This window comes from Pseudomonas sp. S11P7 (genome assembly GCF_023195435.1).
Classification (GTDB): domain Bacteria; phylum Pseudomonadota; class Gammaproteobacteria; order Pseudomonadales; family Pseudomonadaceae; genus Aquipseudomonas; species Aquipseudomonas fluorescens_G.
On the sequence record NZ_JALPKS020000002.1, the window covers coordinates 657001 to 677932 of the forward strand.

The window sequence follows — 20932 nt, forward strand, 5'->3', positions numbered from 1 at the left end:
AAACCCTCTGAATGTCCCTACATCAGCCCGGGCCGTCTACGCTCTTGAAACACCAACAAGAACGAGGGATGCGCTATGGGTTTTTTGCACAAAGTGGCCTGGCTTGGCGTGATGCTATTGGCCGGTTTCGGCCAGGCCAGCGCCGCGACCGATGGCAAGGACGACAGTCAGGCCGCCGTCGCGTTGCTGGAAAAAGCCCTGGCTTATTACCACGACAACGGCGACAAGGCGTTCGCCGCCTTCAGCCGGCAGGGTGAGTTTGTCGACAAGGATCGCTACGTCTTCGTGGTCGATACCAAGGGCGTGATGCTGGCCAGCGGCGGACCCTCTGCGGCGCTGATCGGGCGCGATGTCAGCGAAGTGCTTGGTCCGGATTTGCAGAAAGCCTTCAAGGACGCCCTGAAAGTACCGGAAGGCAACGGCATCCAGCAGGCCGAATACCGTTGGCAGAACTGGGCCGACGGCAAGGTCGAACGCAAGCACGTGTTTTACCAGCGCGTCGGCCAGCGAATTCTGGCGGTCGGTTATTACCTGCCGCGCGCTTCGGCGGAGCAGGCCAAGGCACTGCTGGATAAAGCCGCGGCGGACCTTGTTAAAGACGAGAAGGGCACGCTGACCGCCGTCAACTCGCTCAAGGGCGGCTATCTGCAGGATGACCTTTATGTGTTCGTGGTTGACCTCAACACCCGACGCTACGTGGCCCACGGTACCAACCTGCGTCTGATCAACACCGATTTCGCCAAGGTCAAGGATCCGGAAGGCAAACCGGTGGGTGAACCTATTCTGGCGCTGATCGGCAAGCAGGATGAAGGCGAGTACGAATATCGCTGGAAAAACCCGGTAACCGGCAAAATCGAGGACAAGCACGCCTATCTGAAAAAGGTCGGGCATTTCCTCGTTGCGGTGGGTTACTACAGCCCCTGACCGAAACACCGCGCCCCCTTGTGGGAGCGAGCCTGCTCGCGAAAGCGGTGTGTCATTAAATCTGATGTCGGCTGACACGACGTCTTCGCGAGCAGGCTCGCTCCCACAGGTTTGGCAGGGGTGACAGTTATTTCGCGCCGTGTTCGCGCCCGCGCAGCAGGTTGTTCGGCATGGCAATCGCTGCAGCCAGCCCGAGCAGCGACACCGCCGCACTCACCCACAGCAGATGCCGGAATGTCACCAGCAGCTCTGCGCGCAAGGCATGCTGCGCATCCCCCGGTGCGGCGTTGAGGCCATCGAGCAGGACGTTGCCCGAATGCCCCTCGCTGAGCAGCGAACTGCTGGCCAGGTGGGCGAAACTCGAATGCTGCAGCAGCGCCAGCAGCAGCGCCGACATCAATGCCACGCCGACCGCGCCACCGAGGGAGCGAAACAGGTTGGTGGTGCTGGTGGCCACGCCGATGTCGCGTTGTTCCACCGAATTTTGCGTACCGACCAGCGAGGTCGGAAATTGCATGCCGCCGGCGATACCGCTGAGCAACATGAACACGCCGCTGAGCAGCGTGGCTTCCGGTGGGCTGAAGGCCATGCCGAGAATCGAGATCGGCATCAATATCGCGCCGGTGAGGATCTGTGGTTTGTAGCGCCCGGTGATCGAGGTGCGGCGACCGGCGAAATACGCGCCGATCGGCAGCCCCATCGCCAGCGGCAGCAAGTGCAGCGCGGCGCTGTCGGCGCCGGCACCGGTGACGCTCTGAAAGCGCAGCGGCATCAGCACGATCAGCGAAATGGCCTGGAAACTGGTGAAGAAAATCGTGCACCAGCACAGCAGGGCGCTGCGGTTGGCAAACAGGTGCATCGGCAGCAACGGCTCGCGCGCGCGCCGCTCATGCCAGACGAACGCGGCCAGCACCAGCACTGCACAAGCGAGCAGACCGAGCACTTCGCTGCTGCGCCACGAATGCCCCTGGCCGACCTCGGTGATCCCGAGCAGCAGGGCGGTCAGACCGATGATCATCAGCACCGTACCGAGGTAGTCGATCACCGGTTTGCGCTGCGGTATCGGCAAACCGCGCAGGTTGCGCCGGGCGACCCACCAGGCGCCGAGGCCCAGCGGCAGGTTGATCAGAAACACCCAGCGCCATGACAGGTATTCGGTCATGTAGCCACCCAACACCGGCCCGGCAACGCTGGCCACCGCATACATGCTGCTGAAATAGCCCTGATAGCGACCCCGTTCACGCGGCGGCACGATGTCGCCGATGATCGCCTGACTCACCGAAATCATCCCGCCGGCGCCGATGCCCTGAAGAATGCGCGCCAGTACCAGTTGCTCCATGCTCTGCGCCATGCCGCAAAACAATGAAGCCAGGGTGAACAGACCCATGCCGAACAGCATCAGTTTGCGCCGCCCGTACAGATCGCCGAGCTTGCCGTAGATCGGCACCGCCACGGTCATCGCCACCATGTAACCGGAAATCACCCAGGCCAGCAGGCTGACGTCCTTGAATTGCGCGGAGATGGCCGGCATCGATACGGCGACGATGGTCTGGTCGAGCGCACCGAGGAAGATCGCCATCATCAAGGCGACCAGCACGCTGCGAATGGCCGGTTTGGGTGTTTCAGGCGGGTTCAGAGTGGTCACGGAAAACCTGCGGGCAGTGATGGACCCGCACGGACATGGCGAGCGGGAATGCTCGCCAGTGTAAGTCGGTAGGAAGCTATTCGATAGCCTCGTACGCAAGCCCGACGTAATTTTCTGCAATGGTTTTGCGCCCGGCTTCGGAGTCGACGAAGTAGTCCAGTTCCGCGGCGCTGATGCGCTGGTTGAACGCGTCGTGATCGTCGAAGCGGTGCAGCATCGAAGTCATCCACCAGGAAAAACGCTCGGCCTTCCACACCCTGCGCAGGCAGACTTCTGAGTATTTCTCCAGCAAGTCGGTGCGCCCGTCGCGGTACACCTTCAGCAAAATATTGAACAGCGTGCTGACATCGCTGGCCGCCAGGTTCAAGCCTTTGGCGCCGGTGGGCGGGACGATGTGTGCGGCGTCGCCGACCAGGAACATGCGCCCGTACTGCATCGGTTCGACGACAAAACTGCGCAGCGGCGCGATGCTTTTTTCGATCGACGGACCGGTCACCAGTTTCTCCGCCAGTGCGCTGGGCAAGCGGCTTTTCAATTCGTCCCAGAAGCGCTCGTCGCTCCAGTCCTCGACGTTGTCATCCGCCGGTACCTGCACGTAATAGCGGGTGCGCGTTTGCGAACGCATGCTGCACAAGGCAAAACCACGTTCGTGACGGGCGTAAACCAGTTCGTCGTGTACCGGCGGGGTGTCGGCGAGAATGCCCAGCCAGCCGAACGGATAAACCCGCTCGAAGACCTTCAGGCTATCGGCCGGAATCGACTGCCGGGCGACACCGTGGAAACCGTCGCAGCCGGCGATGTAATCGCAATCGACCCGCCAGCTTTCGCCATCCTTTTCGAAAGTGACGAACGCTTCGTCGCTTTTCATGCCGTGCGGAACGACATTGCTCGCCTGATAAATCGTCGGCGCGCCGGCCTCCCGACGAGCGGCCATCAGGTCGCGGGTAACTTCGGTCTGGCCGTAGATCATCACGGTTTTGCCACCAGTCAAAGCGTGCAGGTCGATGTGCACCTGGCGCCCGTCCAGCGCCAGTTCGAAGCCGCCATGGACCAGCCCCTCGGCGTCCATGCGCTGACTTACCCCGGCCTGGCGCAACAGCTCTACCATGCCCTGTTCAAGCACGCCGGCGCGGATGCGCCCGAGTACGTAATCGGGGGTCTGCCGTTCGAGGATAAGGGTGTCGATGCCAGCGTTGTGCAGCAACTGGCCGAGGAGCAAACCGGAGGGGCCGGCGCCGATGATCGCGATTTGGGTTTTTAGCGTTTTCATTGTTTTTATGGCTCGCAAGCGTCACGCGGCAAACGCCGGTGAGGGTTTTTTATGGATCGAGTGCTTGCATTTTTCCCTTGCGGGTCTGTCAATTGAAGGTGAAAACTGAGCCGATACCTGTACATTCTGCCAATCGGTGCGATTATCGCCCACACCCCCGAGGCCTGGATGGAAGTGATGAACAAGCCTGAGCTGCCTTCGATTCCCGTGTTCAAGCTCTACGGTGAAAGCCTGGACTGGCCGACCCCTGACTTGCTGCACTGTGAAACCATTTCCTCACGCAGTCGCGAACACGAATGGGAAATCAAACCCCATCGCCACGCTGATCTGTGCCAGTTGCTGTTCGTTTTCAAAGGTCAGGCAGAGCTTGAAATCGAAGGCCAGCGCACGCAATTGCAGACCCCGGCGATCCAGGTCCTGCCACCGCTGTCGGTGCATGGTTTTCGATTTTCCGAGGACGTCGAGGGCTTCATCGTTACCCTCGCCACACCGCTGATCAACCACTTGCAGGCGCAATTGGGCGATTCGGTGCATGCGCTGGCCAGCGCCGAGCATTACCCGGCCGGTGCGGACGGTGACTATCTCAACAGTCTGTTCAGCGCCTTGCAGGCCGAGTACAACGGCCATCAACCGGCGCGGGAAATGCTCATGCATTCGCTGGTCAGCGTGATCATGGTCTGGGTCAGTCGCCAGGCGATCGTGCGCCACAAAGCCAGTCAACGGCCGCAGCGTCAGCGCGAATACCTCAATGGCTTTATTCAGTTGGTCGAGGAAACCTATCGCCAGCATGTGAAGGTCGAGGATCTGGCCCATCGCCTGGGCATTTCCGTGTCGCACCTCAACGGCACCTGCCGCGAGCTGGCCGGACAACCGGCGTTGCAGATCATGCACGAGCGTCAGTTACTCGAAGCCAAGCGCTTGCTGACCTACACCAGCATGACCATTTACGAGATGTCGGAGCTGTTGGGGTTTTCCGACCCGACCAACTTCACACGCCTGTTCCGGCGTCGGGTGGGGATATCGCCGAAGGCGTTTCGTGATCGCCTGAAGGCCGAGCAGTAATCCTGACAACACCGCCAAACCCTGTGGGAGCTGGCTTGCCAGCGATAGGGGTGGATCAGGCGCCTGCAATGCTGAATGTCTGTCTGCAATCGCTGGCAAGCCAGCTCCCACAGGGGCTCAATTAAAGCCCGACCCATCAGCGCAAAGCATTGAGCGTCGCATTGTGCGGAATACAGCGCTCGTAATTGCAGCTCGCGTACTCGCGCGGCAGCTGACGCAACTGCTCGACCCGCCAGGCCGCGGTGCCGTACAGCGCCAGCGTGGCGGCGCAGGTGATGAAAATAGCGGCGTATCTTTTTGTTTTGATGTTCATGGCGATGACCTCTGAACGACATACCCTGCGGTACTACTTTCAGCATAGGTCAGTGAGGGGCAGCTGCAAGCTTCAAGTTGTAAGCTGCAAGTTGAGTCATGACGGCGCTAGCTTGTCGCTTGTGGCTCGCCGCTTGCAGCTTCGTCCCATTGCGGATGTTCGGGGAAGCGTTCCACCAGAAAATCCAGCAGGCTGCGCAGTGCCGCCGGCATGTGCTTGCGCGAGGCATACACGGCATAGATGTTCATTTGCCGTGGTTCGGCGTGGGGCAGCAGGCGTACCAGTTCGCCGCTGTGGATATGCACGCCGGCCTGATAGGTCGGCAGCATCGCCACTCCGGCGCCGGCGAGGGTGGCGCGCAGCAGGGTGCTGGCCTCGTTGGCGCTGATGTTGCCCTGCACCGGCACCGAAACCGCTTCGCCATCTTCTTCGAAATGCCACAGGCTTTTGCCGAAATACGAATGGGTCAGGCAGTTGTGCCGGCTCAGATCCTCGGCCCGTAACGGTGCCGGATGTTCTTGCAGATAGGCCGGCGCAGCGCAGACCACCGAACGGCACACGGTCAGACGTCTGGCGATCAGATTGGGGTCGAGGTCGTTGCTGGTGCGAATCGCCAGGTCGATGCGCTCATCCACCAGATTCACCGTGCGATCGAGCATTTGCAGATCAATGCTTACACCCGGATAGCGCTTGACGTAAACCGCCATCGCGTCGGCCAGTTGCGCCTGACCAAACGAGGTGCTGACGCTGATCCGCAGCAGCCCGCGCGGGGCGTCGTCGGGTTCGCTGACGGCGGCCTGCATGTCGCTCGACAGTTCGAGCATCTGCCGGCAGCGCGGCAGGATCTCGTTGCCGGCGGCGGTCAGGCTCAATTTGCGTGTGGTGCGATGCATCAGGCGCGCGCCGACCCAGTCTTCGAGCTCGGCCAGATAACGCGACACCACCGGCCGCGAAAGGTCCAGATGATCGGCCGCCGCCGACTGGCTGCCGAAATCGACCACACTGACGAATACGCGCATTGCTTGTAGCCGATCCATGATTTGCCCGCTTTCAGAAACAAACTATGTTCAAGCATCGCATTTTTTGTACTGAGTCAGGCAACTAAGCTCTGTCCCATCGCCAGCAACGGCATTCGCACAGCGGAGCAACAGATGATCGGCTTCACCACACTCAAACGCGTTGTACTCGCCACGGCAGCTCTCGGTTTCGCGGCGCACGCAGCGGCGGCCAGCCTGACCCTCGACGTCTACAACCCGGGCACCCAGGCGATTTTTCCGGTGACCTCGGTGCTGGTCAGCGGCGAGAAAGAAGCGATTCTTGTCGACGCACAGTTCGGTAAATCCCAGGCGCAACAGGTGGTGGAAAAAATCCGCGCCAGTGGCAAGCAACTGACTACGATCTACATCAGCCATGGCGACCCGGATTACTACTTCGGCCTCGACACGCTGACCCAGGCCTTCCCGAATGCCAAGGTGCTGGCCTCGCAGCCGACCGTCGATCACATCAACCAGACCGTTGCCGGCAAACTGGCTTTCTGGGGTCCGAAAATGGGCGCCGATGTTCCAGCGAAAACCATCGTGCCGGGCGTGCTCAAGGGCGACAGCCTGACGCTCGAAGGGCAGAAATTGCAGGTGATCGGCCTGCAAGGCAAACAACCGGATCGCAGCTTCGTCTGGATTCCGTCGTTGAAAGCGGTGGTCGGCGGCGTGGTGGTCGCCGAGAACATTCATGTGTGGATGGCCGACACCCAGACCGCGCAATCCCACGCCGACTGGCTCGACACGCTGCGTTCGATCGAACGCCTGAAACCGGCCACGGTGATACCAGGCCACTACCTGGGCGACAGCAGCCGTTCGCTGACCAGCGTCAAGTTCACCGCCGACTACATCAAGGCATTCGATGCCGAAACCGCCAAGGCCAAGGATTCCGCAGCATTGATCGCGGCGATGAAGAAACGCTACCCCTCGCTTGGCGAAGAAAGCTCGCTGGAGCTGAGCGCCAAAGTCGCCAAGGGCGAAATGGCCTGGTAAGCCGGATCCGCATACGCAGCACTCTCAAGCCAACTGGAGAACGTCATGAGCAAGATCGCAATCATCGGTGCCACCGGACGTGCCGGCAGCCAATTGCTGGAAGAAGCCCTGCGTCGTGGGCACAGCGTTACCGCCATCGCCCGCGACACGTCGAAGATCGGCAGCCGTGCCGGTGTAGTGAGCAAGAATGTTGATGTGCTTGATGCGGCGGCGCTGCAGGACGCAGTGTCCGGTCACGATGCGGTGATCACTGCCGCGCATTTCGCCACCGTGCCAGCGGCGGCGATTGTCGGGCCGGTGCAAAGCGCCGGGGTGAAACGCCTGCTGGTGGTCGGCGGTGCCGGTTCGTTGTTGTTGCCGGATGACACGCGGGTGATCGACAGCGAGGGATTCCCGGCCGAGTACAAAGCTGAAGCCAGCGCAGGGGCGGCGTTTCTTGAAGCATTGCGTGAGGAGCACGATCTGGACTGGACGTTCCTGTCGCCGTCGGCGGAGTTTGTTGAAGGGGAGCGCACAGGCACGTTTCGTGTCGGCAAGGATCATTTGCTGGTGAGCAGCGAAGGGCGCAGCTGGATCAGTTTTGCCGATTATGCGATTGCGCTGATCGACGAAGTGGAAACGCCGAAGCATGTGCGTCAGCGGTTTACTGTGGGTTATTGACTGAGGTGACGCTGAGAGACTGGTCTGGCTTCAGATCTTTTCCCCCTCACCCCAGCCCTCTCCCCAAAGGGGGCGAGGGGGAAGGGAGCCGATCTTCATGCTTTTCCAGGCCTGAGTTCGACTCACTGTTGCAGGTCGGCGCAGCTAGACCAAACAACACGGTCAGTCCCCTCTCCCTCTGGGAGAGGGTTAGGGTGAGGGAAAAAGGCCTCAGCGCAAATGCGCCTGCTCAACCAGCCAAAGCATCAACTCCTCCAGCTGCGGCGACGGCTGCGCTGCGGCAGGCACCACCACGTAATACGCCAGCCCCGTCTTGACCTTCAATGCAAACGGCATGACCAGCCTTCCCGCGTTCAGATCATCACCAATCAGCGACCAGTCCCCGATGGCCACGCCCGTGCCGTGCGAGGCCATCGACATCGCCTGATCCAGCGTCTCGAAATGCTGACCGTCGTTGACGTTGTTCAACTGCAGCTGCGCCGCCGTCAGCCACACCGTCCAGTCGTGGGGGTCGGGGGTTGGATGCAGCAACAAATGCTGTTGCAGATCTGCGGGGTCCGACAGTTCCGGCGGGCCTTTCAACAGCGCCGGCGAGCACACCGGTGTCAGTTGTTCATCGAACAGGTGCAGGGCGGTTGCCGAGTTGTCTGGCGGTGTTCCGTAGATCACCGCGGCTTCGAAAGGCTCACGCTGAAAATCCACGCCATGGGCCAACGTGGTGGTGAGTTTCACCGGCACGTCCGGGCGTTCCTTCTGCCACTGCAACAGGCGCGGTACCAGCCAGCGCATCACGCAACTCGGCGCTTTCAGTTGCAAGGTCTCGCGCTTGAGGCCGATCTGTTCGTTGGCTTCGCTGATCATGGCGAAGACCTTCTCCACTCGCGGCAGCCACTCGCGCCCTTCGGCTGTCAGCTCCAGACCGCGGGCCAGACGAATGAACAACTCATACCCCAGATGATTTTCCAGCCCGGCGATCTGCCGGCTCACCGCCCCCTGAGTGATGTGCAACTGCTCGGCGGCGCGGGTGAAGTTGCAGCACTGCGCCGTGATCAGAAACGTATGCAGCGCGGGCAGGGGAGGCAATCGTTTCATGTGGATCCAAGGTATGACGTGAGGACATGGCTAGTATGACTTTTAATCGATTGTTGCCGCCAGCGGCCGACCGTTCAATGAGCCCATGTTCAGGCCATGTGGGAGCGAGCCTGCTCGCGAAAGCTGTTGCACATTCAGCATTGATGTTGGCTGACCCAGCGCTTTCGCGAGCAGGCTCGCTCCCACAAGGGATCTGTATTTTTAGCTGACAGAAGGGCAATCGACATGGCGACGTGTGGCGAAGTACTGGTCAAGTTACTCGAAGGTTACGGGGTCGAGCAGGTGTTCGGCATTCCCGGCGTGCATACCGTGGAGCTGTATCGCGGGCTGGCCCGTTCGAGCATCAACCATGTCACGCCTCGGCATGAGCAGGGCGCCGGTTTCATGGCCGACGGTTATGCGCGCACCAGCGGCAAACCGGGCGTGTGTTTCATCATCACCGGCCCGGGCATGACCAACATCACCACGGCGATGGGCCAGGCCTACGCCGACTCGATTCCGATGCTGGTGATCTCCAGCGTGCAGAGCCGCAGCCAGTTGGGCGGCGGGCGCGGCAAGCTGCACGAATTGCCGAACCAGAGCGCGCTGGTCGGCGGCGTCGCGGCGTTTTCGCACACCTTGATGTCGGCCGCGCAATTGCCGGGCGTGCTGGCCCGCGCATTTGCCTTGTTCCAGGCTGGCCGCCCGCGCCCGGTGCACATCGAAATTCCATTGGACGTGCTGGTCGAAGACGCCGACGAACTGCTCGCCAGCCTGCCGGTGCACATCGACCGCGCCGGTGCCGCGCCGGCTGCTATCAGCCGCATGACCGAATTGTTGGCCGGCGCGCAACGGCCGCTGATCCTGGCGGGTGGCGGTGCCATCGACGCCGCTGCTGAACTCAGCGAGCTGGCGGAACTGCTTGACGCGCCGGTGGCATTGACCATCAACGCCAAAGGCCTGCTGCCTTTGACGCACCCACTGTTGATCGGCTCGACGCAAAGCCTGGTCGCCACCCGCGCACTGGTCGCCGATGCCGATGTAGTGCTGGCGATCGGCACCGAACTGGCCGAAACCGATTACGACGTGACCTTCGCTGGCGGTTTCGAGATTCCTGGCAAGTTGCTGCGTATCGACATTGATGCCGATCAGACCGTGCGCAACTATCCGCCGCACATCGCGCTGGTTGCCGACTCGCGCAACGCCGCGCAGGCCCTGCTCAGCGCCTTGTCGCATAAAGCGTTGGCCGAGCGCCGCAACGATTGGGGGCAAGTACGCGCGGCGCGTCTGCGTGATGAGCTGGCGGCGAGCTGGGACACCGCGACCCTGGCGCAGACGCGTTTCCTTGAAACCGTGCTGCAGGAATTGCCTGACGCGGTATTCGTCGGCGATTCGACGCAACCGGTGTACACCGGCAACCTCACCTTCAATCCCGAGCGCCCGCGACGCTGGTTCAACTCGTCGACCGGTTACGGCACCCTCGGTTACGCCTTGCCAGCGGCCATTGGCGCCTGGCTCGGTGGGCCACTGGAGAAAGGCATTCGTCCGCCAGTGGTGTGTCTGATCGGCGACGGCGGCCTGCAATTCACTCTGCCGGAACTGGCCAGCGCGGTCGAAGCGCGCACGCCGGTGATCGTCCTGCTGTGGAATAACCAGGGCTACGAAGAGATCAAGAAATACATGGTCAACCGCGCCATCGAACCGGTCGGGGTCGATATCTACACGCCGGACTTCATCGGAGTGGCCAAAGCCCTCGGCTGCGCCGCCGAAGCGATCAGCTCGGTAGCGCAATTGCGCAGTGCGCTGCGTGCCGCTACCGACCGCCAGGGTCCGACCGTCATCGAAATCGACCAGAACCAGTGGATGCAGGCGGTGGCCCAATGATCAATTTCCCAACCACACTCGACGGCCTCTACATCAACGGCCAATGGTCCGCTGGCCGCGAGCATTTGCGGGTGATCAACCCGGCCACCGAAGCGCTGCTGACCACGGTCAACGGCGGTGACGAATTTGCGGTCGAGCACGCCGTGACCGCGGCGGTTGCCGCATTCAAGGACTGGTCGAAAACCACGGGTGCCGAGCGCGCTGTGGTCCTGCGCAACATCGCCAACGGCGTGCGCAACGGTCGCGAGCACCTGATGAACCTGCAATCGAGCAACAACGGCAAGCCGTTGTTCGAAGCGGCGATCGATGTCGATGATGTCATCGCGACCTTCGAGTACTACGCCGAACTTGCCGAAGGCCCTCGACGCGCAGCGCGACACGAATGTGCCGCTGCCCAGCGACGACTTCAGCGCGCGTCTGCGCCGCGAGCCGTGCGGTGTGGTCGGGCTGATCGTGCCGTGGAATTTCCCCATGGTCACCACCGCCTGGAAACTCGCCCCGGCGCTGGCGGCCGGCTGCTGCGTGGTGCTCAAACCCTCGGAGGTCACGCCGTTGCCGGAGCTGGAACTGGCGGCGATCATCGCCGAGTCCGGTCTGCCCGAAGGCGTATTCAATCTGGTCTGCGGCACCGGCCTGGCCGTGGGCGCGCCGCTGTCGGCGGACCCACGCATTGCCAAGATCTCCTTCACCGGCAGCAACGCCGTCGGCGTGCAGGTGATGCAACGCGCGGCGGAAACGGTCAAGGGCGTAAGTCTGGAACTGGGCGGCAAGTCTTCGCTGCTGGTGCTCGAAGACGCTGACCTGGAGCTGGCGGTGGAGCTGGCCTGTGGCGGCGGTTTCTTCAATGCCGGGCAGATGTGCTCGGCCACCAGTCGCGTGCTGGTCGCCGATGAACTGGCAGACGAATTTCTCGCGCGCCTGCAGCAGCGAGCGCAGGCGATCCGCGTGGCCGACCCGTTCGAGGCGGACGTGGAAATGGGCGCGCTGGTCAATCAGGCGCAATACCAGCGCGTGCTCGGCCACATCGATCGCGGCCTCAGTGCCGGCGCCAGACTGGTATGCGGTGGCAATCGTCCGGCGCACCTGCCGCGCGGCTTTTTTTGCAGCCGACGGTGTTCACCGAAGTGCCCCTCGACAGTGCGCTGTGGTGCGAAGAGATTTTCGGCCCGGTGTTGTGCGTGCGCAGTTTCAGCAGCGAAGCCGAGGCGATCGCCTTGGCCAACGACAGTCAGTTCGGCCTGGTCGCCAGTGTGGTGACGCGTAACGCCGAGGCTGCCGAACGTGTCGCCAATGCCCTGCAGGCCGGGCTGGTGTGGCTTAACGCGCCACAAGTGATCTTCCCGCAGACGGCGTGGGGCGGTTACAAACAGAGCAGCATCGGCCGCGAACTGGGGCCTTGGGGCCTGGCCGCGTTTCAGGAAATCAAACACGTGATCCGGGCGGTGTAGAAGCCTACCCTCCTCCAGCCCTCTCCCTGGGGAGAGGGAGCCGACCGAGGTGTCTGGCGCTATACATCGACCTGAAAGATCTAGTCGATTATGGACTTGATGTCTCTGATTCTGGATTCAGGACCGATATCTCAATTCGGCGAACCTCTTCAATATCCCCAATCAGTCCCCTCTCCCTCTGGGAAAGGGCTAGGCGGGCGGCGTTCCGATGAGGGGCTCTTGAAGGTTCACACCGACAGCCGCAACCGTGCGAGATCCCTTAACGGCGGCGCGCCAAACAGGCGGCTGTACTCGCGGCTGAATTGCGACGGGCTTTCATAGCCCACGCGATACCCCGCCGCCGACGCCTCCAGCCCTTCGGTCAGCATCAAGCGCCGCGCCTCTTGCAGGCGTAACTGCTTTTGGTACTGCAACGGACTCATCGCCGTCATCGCCTTGAAGCGGTGATGCAAGGTCGAGACGCTGAGGTTCACTTCTTTGGCCAGATCGTCAATGCGCAGCGGCTGCTCGAAGTTGCCGTTGAGCCATTTGATCGCCTGACTGATGCGATGGCTCTGGCTGTTGGCAATCGCGATTTCGTACAAGCGATGGCCCTGCGGACTGCGCAACAGGCGATAGAGAATTTCGCGGCGAATCAGCGGCGCGAGCATGGCGATGTCTTTCGGCGCATCGAGCAGTCGTGCCAGACGCAGCACCGCGTCGAGCATCGAACTGTCGATGCGCTCGACATACAGACCACGCCCGGTCGGGCGGGTCGGCACGCCCATCGGGCCGGCGTCGGCGATCAGCGCGGTGATTTCGGTCGGATCAATATCCAGGCGCACGGCGAGGATCGGTTCGTCCGGCGAGACATTGACCACGCGCCCGCTCAGCGGCATCGAAACCGATACCACCAGGTAATTCAGCGGGTCGTAATTGAAGTACTCGTCGGCCAGCCGCACCTCTTTGCGACCCTGGGCCATGATGCACAGCGCCGGTTGCGCGAGCACCGGGGCGAAGTCGTGGGACTGGGTGTGACGCGACATGAACAGCGAGCCGATGGCGGTCTGGTAGCTGCCATCGTCGCTGGTGTTGCGGCGAATGATCGCCGCCAGCTCCGCGCGCTGTTTTTCCATGTCAGCAGTGGGTTCGGCTTGAAAACGATCGAATGACGTCATGCACGGCATCCTCGGCAAGTGAGGTGGAATGCAGCAGAGCATAAGTTTGTGCAAGCGCGAGCGGTAGACACATTCTGTCAAATGCTTGCCTGATCGTGCCGGCGCTTGCCCGGCTGCCCAATCACAGCAGGACGCGGCCCGGCAAACTTGCTTGATACGCCGTATGACAAGCCTGTGACAAGGATTTACAGCTTGTTACAGGTGCAGGGCGCGGCCACGCAGGATTGGGCAACTCGACGACAGGAATCGACTAACGGCGCAAACGCCTCGGCCCTTAATCTGTGCTTCAGTCGCAGCCCGCCCCTGGCTGCCACGCGATTTCATGGAGGGTTGATCATGTCCAAGCAGATGCCTGTCAGTCATATGGCTTTCGTTCGTGCCCAGGCCGGACGTTCGGCGGAACTCGGTGTGCGCCTGAGCGCGTTGATCGAAGTCTCACGATCGGCACCCGGTTGCCTGAGTTTTTCCTTGCAGCAATCGCAATGCGATCCAGAGCTGTGGCTGGTGTCCGGGTTCTGGAGCAGTCAACAGATGATGACTGCTTATTTCAACAGCCCATCGATGGAAGTGTTCGCCGAGCTGGTACAGGACCTGGTGGTCAACAGCCTCGATTTTCACACCTTCCGCGACGTCTCCGCGGCACAAGCCCTGCACCAGTGCCCGGCGCCGGTACACAAACTCGTCGGTTGAGGGTTTAATGGCCGGCTTATTTGTCTGAGCCGGGATGTGTGACATGGCACGTAAAGAGTTCGAACGCTTCGAAGCAGTTTCCGCAGTGGTCCCCGTCGAGTTGGGCGGCAACAAGGGTTATTACGCAGCGATTGCGGTCAAGGCCCTGGTCGATGGCGGTGCGCCACGCTTTCACAAATTGCTCGATGAGCAGGTGTTTCCCGGTGCCATTGCCGCCGACGACGCCGCCATCAACGAACTGGACAAACTCAAGGGCGTCACTGATGACGCCGAGCTGATCTGGTAAGCGCTTACTTGCTGGCGCCCGGACGCCACATCTTGAACAGCGCCTCCGGCCCCAACTGGAAATAGTCCGCCGGCCCGCCGCCGCGCAGAATCGGTTGCGCCGCGGCGGTGTCGTAGATGCCGTCCTTCAACAACCACTTGGCGATGTGCACGGCGACCACTTCGCCGAGGATCAGCCAGCTCGGCACGGTTTCGCCATCGGCGCGCTGCAACTGGATGATCTGCGTGACCTTGCACTCGAAGGACACCGGACTTTCTGCCACGCGCGGCACGGCGATCACCTTCGACGCTACGGTCGTCAGCCCCGCCAGTTCAAACTCGTTCACCTCAGGCGCGACCATCGCGCAGCTCTGATTCATCTGCTCGGCCAATGGACGTGTGGCGAGGTTCCAGGCGAATTCGCCGGTCTGCTCGATGTTGTTCAGGCTGTCTTTGCGGCCGACGCTGGAGAAGCCAATGATTGGCGGAATGTAGTTGAACGCGTTGAAGAAACTGTACGGCGCCAGGTTGAGCTGACCTTCGGCACTCTGCGAAGAAATCCAGCCGATGGGCCGCGGACCGACGATGGCGTTGAACGGATCGTGGGGCAGGCCGTGGCCGTTGGCGGGTTCGTAGAAGTGGATGTCATCGGGCATGGCGGGTGGTCCTGCGCTGTGTTTTTCGAGCGCTACATAGTGCAAGCCCGCGTCGCAGATTTCCAGCCGGATGCAAACGCTCCCAGAGGGTTTTGCGTTGGTTTCAGAACATCTCGTCGCCACAAATGATCAAGCCCGGCCGAAGCCGGGCTATGCGCTATATCACTGCAATCAACTGATCGCGGCCGATTGAGTGCGGTCGTAGCCATCTGCAGCGATGGTAGCGGAGCCGGTGCGGTCGTAGCCATCTGCAGCGATGGTAGCGGAGCCGGTGCGGTCGTAGCCATCTGCAGCGATGGTAGCGGAGCCGGTGCGGTCGTAGCCGTCAGCGGCGAAAGTGGCTGAGCCAGTGCGGTCGTAGCCATCTTCGGCGACGGTGGCAGAGCCCGTGCGGTCATAGCCGTCAGCGGCGATAGTGGCAGAACCGGTGCGGTCATAGCCATCCGCGGCAACAGCGGAGCCGGTGCGGTCGTATCCATCGGCAGCAAACGTGTTGGCGGCCAGAACGGAAAGGGCGAAAGCGAGGATCAGTTTGGTTTTCATGTGGGTCACTCCAGATTCGTTGGCGGGTGTGTCTTGCATGGGGTTAATGCTACGCCAACTAAATTGATTAAAAAGCGCAAATTTATGCTAGAAAAGATCGATTAAGTTGATATTAAGGGCGGCGCATATTTTTCGCTTTCTTCGCAGGAGCGAGCGTCGCGCAGGTCATCGATCAGGTAGGGGCAGGATGCGTTGGCGGGATTAATTAGCGATTAATCGATTTGAGGGGAGGTTGATTTTCAAGCCTGTAGACCGTGGAGCCCCTGTCGCGAGCAGGCTCACGCCTACAAGGGGTTGGTGTCGACCACCGATCCCTTGTAGGAGTGAGCCTGCTCGCGATGGGGCCCATCAACGCCACCGTTGCAGTGGCGCTGCGAAACCCGATCAGTCAGTCACAATCCGCGAATGCTTCTGGGTGTCTTTCATGGTGATGTACACCAGCAACGACACGGCGATGCACGCTGTGACATACCAGTAGTAACCGGTTTCCATGCCGATGCTTTTGAACCACAGCGCGATGTATTCGGCAGTGCCGCCGAAGATCGACACGGTCAGTGCGTACGGCAGTCCGACGCCCAGAGCGCGGATCTCGGTCGGGAACAGTTCGGCTTTGACCACCGCGTTGATCGAGGTGTAGCCGCTGACGATGATCAGCGCCGCCATGATCAGGAAGAACGCGCCCCACCAGGTCTGAATGGTGTGCAGGGTCATCAGGATCGGCACGGTGAAGATCGTCCCCAGCACGCCGAAAGCGATCAGGATCGGCCGACGCCCGATCTTGTCCGACAGGCCGCCGATGATCGGTTGCAGGCACATGAACAGGAACAGCGTGGCGGCGGAAATGGTGGTCGAATCGGAAATGCTCATGCCGACCGTGTTCACCAGGTACTTCTGCATGTAGGTGGTGTAGGTGTAGAACGCCAGGGTGCCGCCCATGGTCAGGCCGACCACGGTCAACAGCTCTTTGGGGTGGCGCATCAAGGTGCGCATGGCGCTTTCCTTGGACTTTTCTTTCTTGGTGAACGACTCGGTTTCTTCCATGCCGCGACGCAGGTAGAGCGCAACCACGGCACACAGCGCGCCGATGGCGAACGGGATGCGCCAGCCCCACGCGTACAGTTGCTCGGTGGTCAGCGTGTTCTGCAGCACGATCAATACGCCCAGCGCGATGAGCTGGCCGGAGATCAGGGTCACGTACTGGAAACTCGAGAAGAAGCCGCGACGTTCCTTGGTGGCCATTTCCGAGAGGTAAGTGGCCGAGGTGCCGTACTCGCCACCGACCGACAGGCCTTGCAGCAGACGGGCGAACACCAGCAGGATCGGCGCGCCGATGCCGATGGTTTCGTAGTTCGGGCTCAGCGCGATCAGCAGCGAGCCGAAGCACATCAGGTAGACCGAGGCCATCAGGGCTTTCTTGCGGCCGACCTTGTCGGCGTACATGCCCATCAGCCAGCCACCGATCGGACGCATCAGAAAGCCAACGGCGAAGATCGCTGCGGTGTTCATCAATTGCGCGGTGGTGGAACCGGCGGGAAAGAAGGTTTTCGCGAAGTACAGCGAGAAGGCGGCATACACGTACCAGTCGTACCACTCGACCATGTTGCCGACGGAACCGCTGAAGATCGATTTGATCCGGCTGGCGGTGGTTCTTGCTTTGACCGGCGCAGCCGCCGACCCAAGTGGCAGGGCGTTGGAGTTATCCATTGAAGGATCCTTCGTTTAATTGTTTTTGTGGAGCGCGTCGAAACGCAGCCTGCCGGGGCTGTAGCAGAAGCTGTGCCAACGGGGGAGGGCCGGTTTAGAGGGGCTGGCGGGACTGGGTGAGCGGTATATCGCCGAAGGATTTGGTTTGATGAGCGGATTTCCGCTTATTGAGGCGCAAGCCCAAAGCCCCTCACCCTAGCCCTCTCCCGGAGGGAGAGGGGACTGACCGAGGTGTTCTTGGAAGTAACGCCGACCTGGAATATCGAGTCGAACTCAGGTTTCGAAAAGCATGAAGATCAGCTCCCTTTCCCCCTCGCCCCCTTGGGGGAGAGGGCTGGGGTGAGGGGGATGGTTGCGATCGTTCCCACGCTCTGCGTGGGAATGCCGCAACGGACGCTCCGCGTTCGGCTTCGAAGGGGACGCGGAGCGTCCCGGGCTGCATTCCTTTGCTGCGCGTGGGAACGATCATCGTGCATCACTCCGCGACAAACATCTCCCGACTCAACCCATGCCGCTGCATTTTTTCATTGAAGGTCCGGCGCGGCAGTTGCAGCTCCTCAAGCACGGCTTTCACGTCACCCTTGTGCCGGGTCAGCGCCGCGCGCAGGCACTGCGCCTCGAACGCTTCCTGCTGAGCGGCCAGCGATTGCCCCGGATCGATTCCGGCGACAGGTTCATCCAGCCCTAGCACCTGGCGTTCGGCGACGTTGGCCAGTTCCCGCACATTCCCCGGCCAGTCATGACTGAGCAGGTGACTCAACTGCGCGCCGCTCAACGGCGCAAACGTGCGGCCGAGGCGTTCGGCGGCCTGGCGGGCGAAAGTGTCGAACAGCAACGGAATGTCTTCGCGGCGCTCGCGCAGCGGCGGCAAGCGCAGCTCGGCGACGTTCAGGCGATAGGCCAGATCTTCGCGAAAGCGTCCGGCACGCGCCTCGTCGAGCAAATCGGGTTTGGTCGCCGCGACAATGCGCAGATCGACGCGGATGCTCTGGTTCGAGCCCAGCCGTTCCAGCTTCTGCTCCTGCAACACACGCAGCAGTTTCACTTGCTGGGCCAGCGGCATGCTTTCGATCTCGTCGAGAAACAGCGTGCCGCCATCGGCGTATTCGAGTTTGCCGATGCGTTTGCCCGAGGCGCCGGTGAACGCGCCGCTCTCGTGGCCGAACAACTCGGCTTCGAACAGTTGCTCGGGAATCGCCGCGCAGTTCAGCGCCACGAACGGCTTGTCTGCGCGCGGGCCGAAATCATGCAGGCAGCGCGCGACCAGTTCCTTGCCGCTGCCGGTTTCGCCGCGGATCAGCACGTTGACCGGCAACGCGGCCAGATCCAGCACTTGCCGGCGCAGGATCTGCAAACTCCGGGAAACGCCGAGCAGGGTCGCATCGAGTCGGGCGCGGTTATCGGCCTGCGTGTGCAGTGCGCGGTTTTCCAGGATCAACCCGCGTTTGTCCAGCGCGCGACGCAAGCTGCCAAGCAGGCTTTCCGGGCTGAACGGTTTTTCCAGAAAGTCATAGGCGCCGTCGCGCATCGCTTCGACCGCCATTGGCACATCGCCGTGGCCGGTGAGCAGAATCACCGGCAGACCGGCATCGCGTTTCTGCACTTCGGCCAATAACGCCAAGCCGCCCATGCCGGGCATGCGCACGTCGCTGAGGATCACCCCGGCAAAGTGCGCGGGCAGGGCGGCGAGGCAATCTTCGGCGCGGCTGAACAGTTGCACCGCGAACCCGGACAGGCTCAGCCACTGTTCGACGGCGCTGCGAATGCTGCTTTCGTCATCAACGACCATCACCGAATTGAGCATCAGATGTGTGCCTCCAGATCGATCGGCAAAGTCAGGCTGAACACCGCGCCGGCGTCGCCATTCTCGGCGCTCAGGCGCCCGCCGGATTCATGCACGATCGCGAACGATACCGCCAGGCCAAGGCCCAGGCCATCCCCTACGGGTTTGGTAGTGAAGAACGGGTCGAAGACCTGGGCCAGATGCTCTTCGGCAATCCCGCCGCCATTGTCGCTGACACTCAGGTGCCACAGTTGCTCATCGGCCTGCAGACGGATTTCCAGACGCTTGCAGGCTTTGCCGTGCATCGCATCCAGTGCGTTGCGCAGCAGGTTGATCAACACCTGTTCGAGGCGAATTGCATCACCGCGCACCCACGCCGGGCGGGTCAGGTGCAGCACCAAGCTGATCTGTTCGTCACGCAGCCGCGCATCGAGCAGTTGCAAGGCCTGATCGACCACGGTCGCCAGATCGAGACGTTCACGCAAACCGCTGGGGCTCTTGCGCGCGAAGGTCTTGAGGTGGCCGGTGAGGGCGGCCATGCGCGTGAGCATGTCGTCCACCGGTTTCAGCGCTTTGTAGGCATCGTCGACGCGGCCGTGTTCGAGCAGCAGGCGCAGCGTCGCCAGTTGCATGCGCTGAGCGGTCAGCGGTTGATTGATTTCATGCGCCAGTGCTGCAGACATTTGCCCGAGTGCGGCCAGTTTGGCCGATTGCACCAGACCTTCCTGCGCGGTGCGCAGGTCGCGGGTGCGTTCCTCCACCAGCCGTTCCAGCTCTTCGCGGTTGCGCTGGCGGATCTTCGACAAGCGCCAGCGTTGATTGAGAAACAGCAGCAGAAACACCACGGCGAGCCACACCCCGGCGGCGGCCAGCCCGGCATTGCGCAGGTCTTCGAACGCCACCTGCGGACGGCGCAGCAGATGCAGGGTCCAGCCTTCGGCGGCCAGCGGCAGCGACTCCCACAAATAATCGGCCGTGCCATCCGGGCCTTCGACGCGGCGCAGGTCGCTGTTGTCATCGAAGCGGCGCAGCGCCAGGTGGGTCAGCGGCAGCAACGATTGTTTGTCGTATTGCCGCGTGGCCTTGATCTCGGCCCTGTCGCTGGTGCTCAACGGCCGCAGCGCGCGGTAGCGCCAGCCCGGCTGATTGGCGATGAAGATGATCCCGCGAGCGTCGCTGACCAGCAGCGTGTCGCTGCCCTGGCGCCACTCGCGCTCAAGCTCAGGGAATTCCAGCTTGACCACCATCGCGCCAAGAAACTCGTCGTTGTCGCCGAGCACGGCGCTGGAGAGGAAGTAGCCGGGAATTCCGCTGGTCACGCCCACCGCATAAAAACGCCCGGTGCCTTGGGTGCGGGTCTGGCTGAAATATGGGCGAAAACCATAGTTGTGGCCGACATAACTGCTCGGCAGACGCCAGTTGCTCGCGGCTACGGCCAGGCCGGTGCGATCAAGCAGTTCAAGGGTCGATGACTGCGCTGCGCCGTTGATCTTTTCCAGTTTCAGGTTCAGCGCCGCTTGTTCTTCGGCATCCACTGGACCTGCCAGCGCCGTACGCAGTTGCGGGTCCAGCGCGAGCACGGCGGGTAGGGCGCGGTAGCGGTCGATCAGGGTGTGCAGCGAGTTGGCATATAGCGCCAATTGCTGGTTGGCGCGGGCGGCGTCTTCTTCCAGTGCCTGACGTTCGGCGTGACGGATCGCCAGCGTGGCGGCCAGTGCGGTGCCGGCGATGATCAGCAGGGAATACAACGACAGACGCAGGGTACGGGAAGTCGGCAGCATGCTGGGCGATGGGTCGGCAGGACGGGCGGGCACGATAGCATGGGTTG

Annotated in this window: 18 protein-coding genes and 1 pseudogene; 8 read left to right on the plus strand and 11 right to left on the minus strand. The window is 61.8% G+C overall.

Annotated features, from left to right (window positions below):
* The first annotated feature begins 75 nt into the window (after positions 1-75).
* The gene (locus tag M0746_RS03085; RefSeq protein ID WP_258448164.1) at positions 76-924 is read left to right on the plus strand and encodes a cache domain-containing protein; all 849 of its coding nucleotides are present in this window, start codon (positions 76-78) and stop codon (positions 922-924) included.
* Between the two features lie 127 nt (positions 925-1051).
* Here M0746_RS03085 and M0746_RS03090 read toward each other — a convergent pair whose 3' ends face one another.
* Together M0746_RS03090 and pobA are read right to left on the minus strand one after the other, a co-directional pair.
* On the minus strand, positions 1052-2569 hold the full coding sequence (locus M0746_RS03090; protein WP_258448165.1) for an MDR family MFS transporter: 1518 nt from the start codon (positions 2567-2569) through the stop codon (positions 1052-1054).
* Between the two features lie 76 nt (positions 2570-2645).
* Positions 2646-3839, minus strand: a complete 1194-nt coding sequence (pobA, locus tag M0746_RS03095) for a 4-hydroxybenzoate 3-monooxygenase (RefSeq protein ID WP_258448166.1) — start codon at positions 3837-3839, stop codon at positions 2646-2648.
* Positions 3840-4016: 177 nt separating this feature from the next.
* On the opposite strand from pobA, the gene M0746_RS03100 reads away from it, so the two are divergent.
* Entirely contained in the window at positions 4017-4901 is an 885-nt protein-coding gene (locus M0746_RS03100; protein ID WP_258448167.1) for a helix-turn-helix domain-containing protein, read from the plus strand.
* Between the two features lie 136 nt (positions 4902-5037).
* Here M0746_RS03100 and M0746_RS03105 read toward each other — a convergent pair whose 3' ends face one another.
* Both M0746_RS03105 and M0746_RS03110 read right to left on the minus strand, forming a co-directional pair.
* The gene (locus M0746_RS03105) at positions 5038-5214 is read right to left on the minus strand and encodes a hypothetical protein (RefSeq protein WP_016773438.1); all 177 of its coding nucleotides are present in this window, start codon (positions 5212-5214) and stop codon (positions 5038-5040) included.
* A 107-nt stretch (positions 5215-5321) separates the two neighbouring features.
* Entirely contained in the window at positions 5322-6251 is a 930-nt protein-coding gene (locus M0746_RS03110) for a LysR family transcriptional regulator (protein WP_258448168.1), read from the minus strand.
* A gap of 114 nt (positions 6252-6365) precedes the next feature.
* Here M0746_RS03110 and M0746_RS03115 point away from each other — a divergent pair, with 114 nt between their 5' ends.
* Both M0746_RS03115 and M0746_RS03120 read left to right on the plus strand, forming a co-directional pair.
* Entirely contained in the window at positions 6366-7244 is an 879-nt protein-coding gene (locus tag M0746_RS03115) for an MBL fold metallo-hydrolase (RefSeq protein ID WP_258448169.1), read from the plus strand.
* Between the two features lie 45 nt (positions 7245-7289).
* Positions 7290-7904, plus strand: a complete 615-nt coding sequence (locus tag M0746_RS03120) for an NAD(P)-dependent oxidoreductase (protein WP_258448170.1) — start codon at positions 7290-7292, stop codon at positions 7902-7904.
* Positions 7905-8114: 210 nt separating this feature from the next.
* Here the strand turns inward: M0746_RS03120 and M0746_RS03125 are convergent, their stop codons facing one another.
* Positions 8115-8996 (minus strand): LysR substrate-binding domain-containing protein, encoded by an 882-nt coding sequence (locus M0746_RS03125; protein WP_258448171.1) that lies wholly within the window; start codon positions 8994-8996, stop codon positions 8115-8117.
* Between the two features lie 225 nt (positions 8997-9221).
* Between M0746_RS03125 and M0746_RS03130 the strand changes: the two genes are divergently transcribed.
* Complete coding sequence (locus M0746_RS03130) at positions 9222-10859, plus strand: 5-guanidino-2-oxopentanoate decarboxylase (RefSeq protein WP_258448172.1); 1638 nt, start codon at positions 9222-9224, stop codon at positions 10857-10859.
* Positions 10856-12307: pseudogene (locus M0746_RS03140) on the plus strand (aldehyde dehydrogenase family protein). Before M0746_RS03130 ends, M0746_RS03140 begins: the two are co-directional and overlap by 4 nt.
* A 227-nt stretch (positions 12308-12534) precedes the next feature.
* On the opposite strand, the gene M0746_RS03145 reads toward M0746_RS03140, so the two are convergent.
* Entirely contained in the window at positions 12535-13464 is a 930-nt protein-coding gene (locus tag M0746_RS03145; protein ID WP_258448173.1) for an AraC family transcriptional regulator, read from the minus strand.
* A gap of 336 nt (positions 13465-13800) precedes the next feature.
* Between M0746_RS03145 and M0746_RS03150 the strand changes: the two genes are divergently transcribed.
* On the plus strand, positions 13801-14154 hold the full coding sequence (locus M0746_RS03150; RefSeq protein WP_208939977.1) for an antibiotic biosynthesis monooxygenase family protein: 354 nt from the start codon (positions 13801-13803) through the stop codon (positions 14152-14154).
* A gap of 43 nt (positions 14155-14197) precedes the next feature.
* Positions 14198-14440, plus strand: coding sequence for a hypothetical protein (locus M0746_RS03155; protein ID WP_016773447.1), 243 nt, complete (start codon positions 14198-14200; stop codon positions 14438-14440).
* Between the two features lie 4 nt (positions 14441-14444).
* Here the strand turns inward: M0746_RS03155 and M0746_RS03160 are convergent, their stop codons facing one another.
* The 5 genes from M0746_RS03160 to M0746_RS03180 all read right to left on the minus strand — a co-directional run bounded on the left by M0746_RS03160 (position 14445) and on the right by M0746_RS03180 (position 20885).
* Positions 14445-15074 carry a flavin reductase family protein gene (locus tag M0746_RS03160; protein ID WP_258448174.1) on the minus strand — a complete coding sequence of 210 codons (630 nt, stop codon included), beginning with the start codon at positions 15072-15074 and terminating at the stop codon, positions 14445-14447.
* 171 nt (positions 15075-15245) lie between these two features.
* On the minus strand, positions 15246-15656 hold the full coding sequence (locus tag M0746_RS03165) for a heme utilization protein (protein ID WP_258448175.1): 411 nt from the start codon (positions 15654-15656) through the stop codon (positions 15246-15248).
* 345 nt (positions 15657-16001) lie between these two features.
* Positions 16002-17321, minus strand: a complete 1320-nt coding sequence (locus tag M0746_RS03170) for an MFS transporter (RefSeq protein WP_203419280.1) — start codon at positions 17319-17321, stop codon at positions 16002-16004.
* A gap of 475 nt (positions 17322-17796) precedes the next feature.
* Positions 17797-19125, minus strand: a complete 1329-nt coding sequence (locus M0746_RS03175; RefSeq protein ID WP_258448176.1) for a sigma-54-dependent transcriptional regulator — start codon at positions 19123-19125, stop codon at positions 17797-17799.
* The gene (locus M0746_RS03180) at positions 19125-20885 is read right to left on the minus strand and encodes an ATP-binding protein (protein ID WP_258448177.1); all 1761 of its coding nucleotides are present in this window, start codon (positions 20883-20885) and stop codon (positions 19125-19127) included. Before M0746_RS03180 ends, M0746_RS03175 begins: the two co-directional genes overlap by 1 nt.
* Positions 20886-20932 lie beyond the last annotated feature (47 nt).

Bases quoted from the DNA above. Each gene is read 5' to 3' on its own strand.
- M0746_RS03085 (WP_258448164.1), top strand. From the start codon at position 76: ATGGGTTTTTTGCACAAAGTGGCCTGGCTTGGCGTGATGCTATTGGCC.
- pobA (WP_258448166.1), bottom strand. From the start codon at position 3,839: ATGAAAACGCTAAAAACCCAAATCGCGATCATCGGCGCCGGCCCCTCC.
- M0746_RS03100 (WP_258448167.1), top strand. From the start codon at position 4,017: ATGAACAAGCCTGAGCTGCCTTCGATTCCCGTGTTCAAGCTCTACGGT.
- M0746_RS03105 (WP_016773438.1), bottom strand. From the start codon at position 5,214: ATGAACATCAAAACAAAAAGATACGCCGCTATTTTCATCACCTGCGCC.
- M0746_RS03110 (WP_258448168.1), bottom strand. From the start codon at position 6,251: ATGGATCGGCTACAAGCAATGCGCGTATTCGTCAGTGTGGTCGATTTC.
- M0746_RS03115 (WP_258448169.1), top strand. From the start codon at position 6,366: ATGATCGGCTTCACCACACTCAAACGCGTTGTACTCGCCACGGCAGCT.
- M0746_RS03120 (WP_258448170.1), top strand. From the start codon at position 7,290: ATGAGCAAGATCGCAATCATCGGTGCCACCGGACGTGCCGGCAGCCAA.
- M0746_RS03125 (WP_258448171.1), bottom strand. From the start codon at position 8,996: ATGAAACGATTGCCTCCCCTGCCCGCGCTGCATACGTTTCTGATCACG.
- M0746_RS03130 (WP_258448172.1), top strand. From the start codon at position 9,222: ATGGCGACGTGTGGCGAAGTACTGGTCAAGTTACTCGAAGGTTACGGG.
- M0746_RS03145 (WP_258448173.1), bottom strand. From the start codon at position 13,464: ATGACGTCATTCGATCGTTTTCAAGCCGAACCCACTGCTGACATGGAA.
- M0746_RS03150 (WP_208939977.1), top strand. From the start codon at position 13,801: ATGTCCAAGCAGATGCCTGTCAGTCATATGGCTTTCGTTCGTGCCCAG.
- M0746_RS03155 (WP_016773447.1), top strand. From the start codon at position 14,198: ATGGCACGTAAAGAGTTCGAACGCTTCGAAGCAGTTTCCGCAGTGGTC.
- M0746_RS03160 (WP_258448174.1), bottom strand. From the start codon at position 15,074: ATGCCCGATGACATCCACTTCTACGAACCCGCCAACGGCCACGGCCTG.
- M0746_RS03165 (WP_258448175.1), bottom strand. From the start codon at position 15,656: ATGCAAGACACACCCGCCAACGAATCTGGAGTGACCCACATGAAAACC.
- M0746_RS03170 (WP_203419280.1), bottom strand. From the start codon at position 17,321: ATGGATAACTCCAACGCCCTGCCACTTGGGTCGGCGGCTGCGCCGGTC.
- M0746_RS03175 (WP_258448176.1), bottom strand. From the start codon at position 19,125: ATGCTCAATTCGGTGATGGTCGTTGATGACGAAAGCAGCATTCGCAGC.
- M0746_RS03180 (WP_258448177.1), bottom strand. From the start codon at position 20,885: ATGCTGCCGACTTCCCGTACCCTGCGTCTGTCGTTGTATTCCCTGCTG.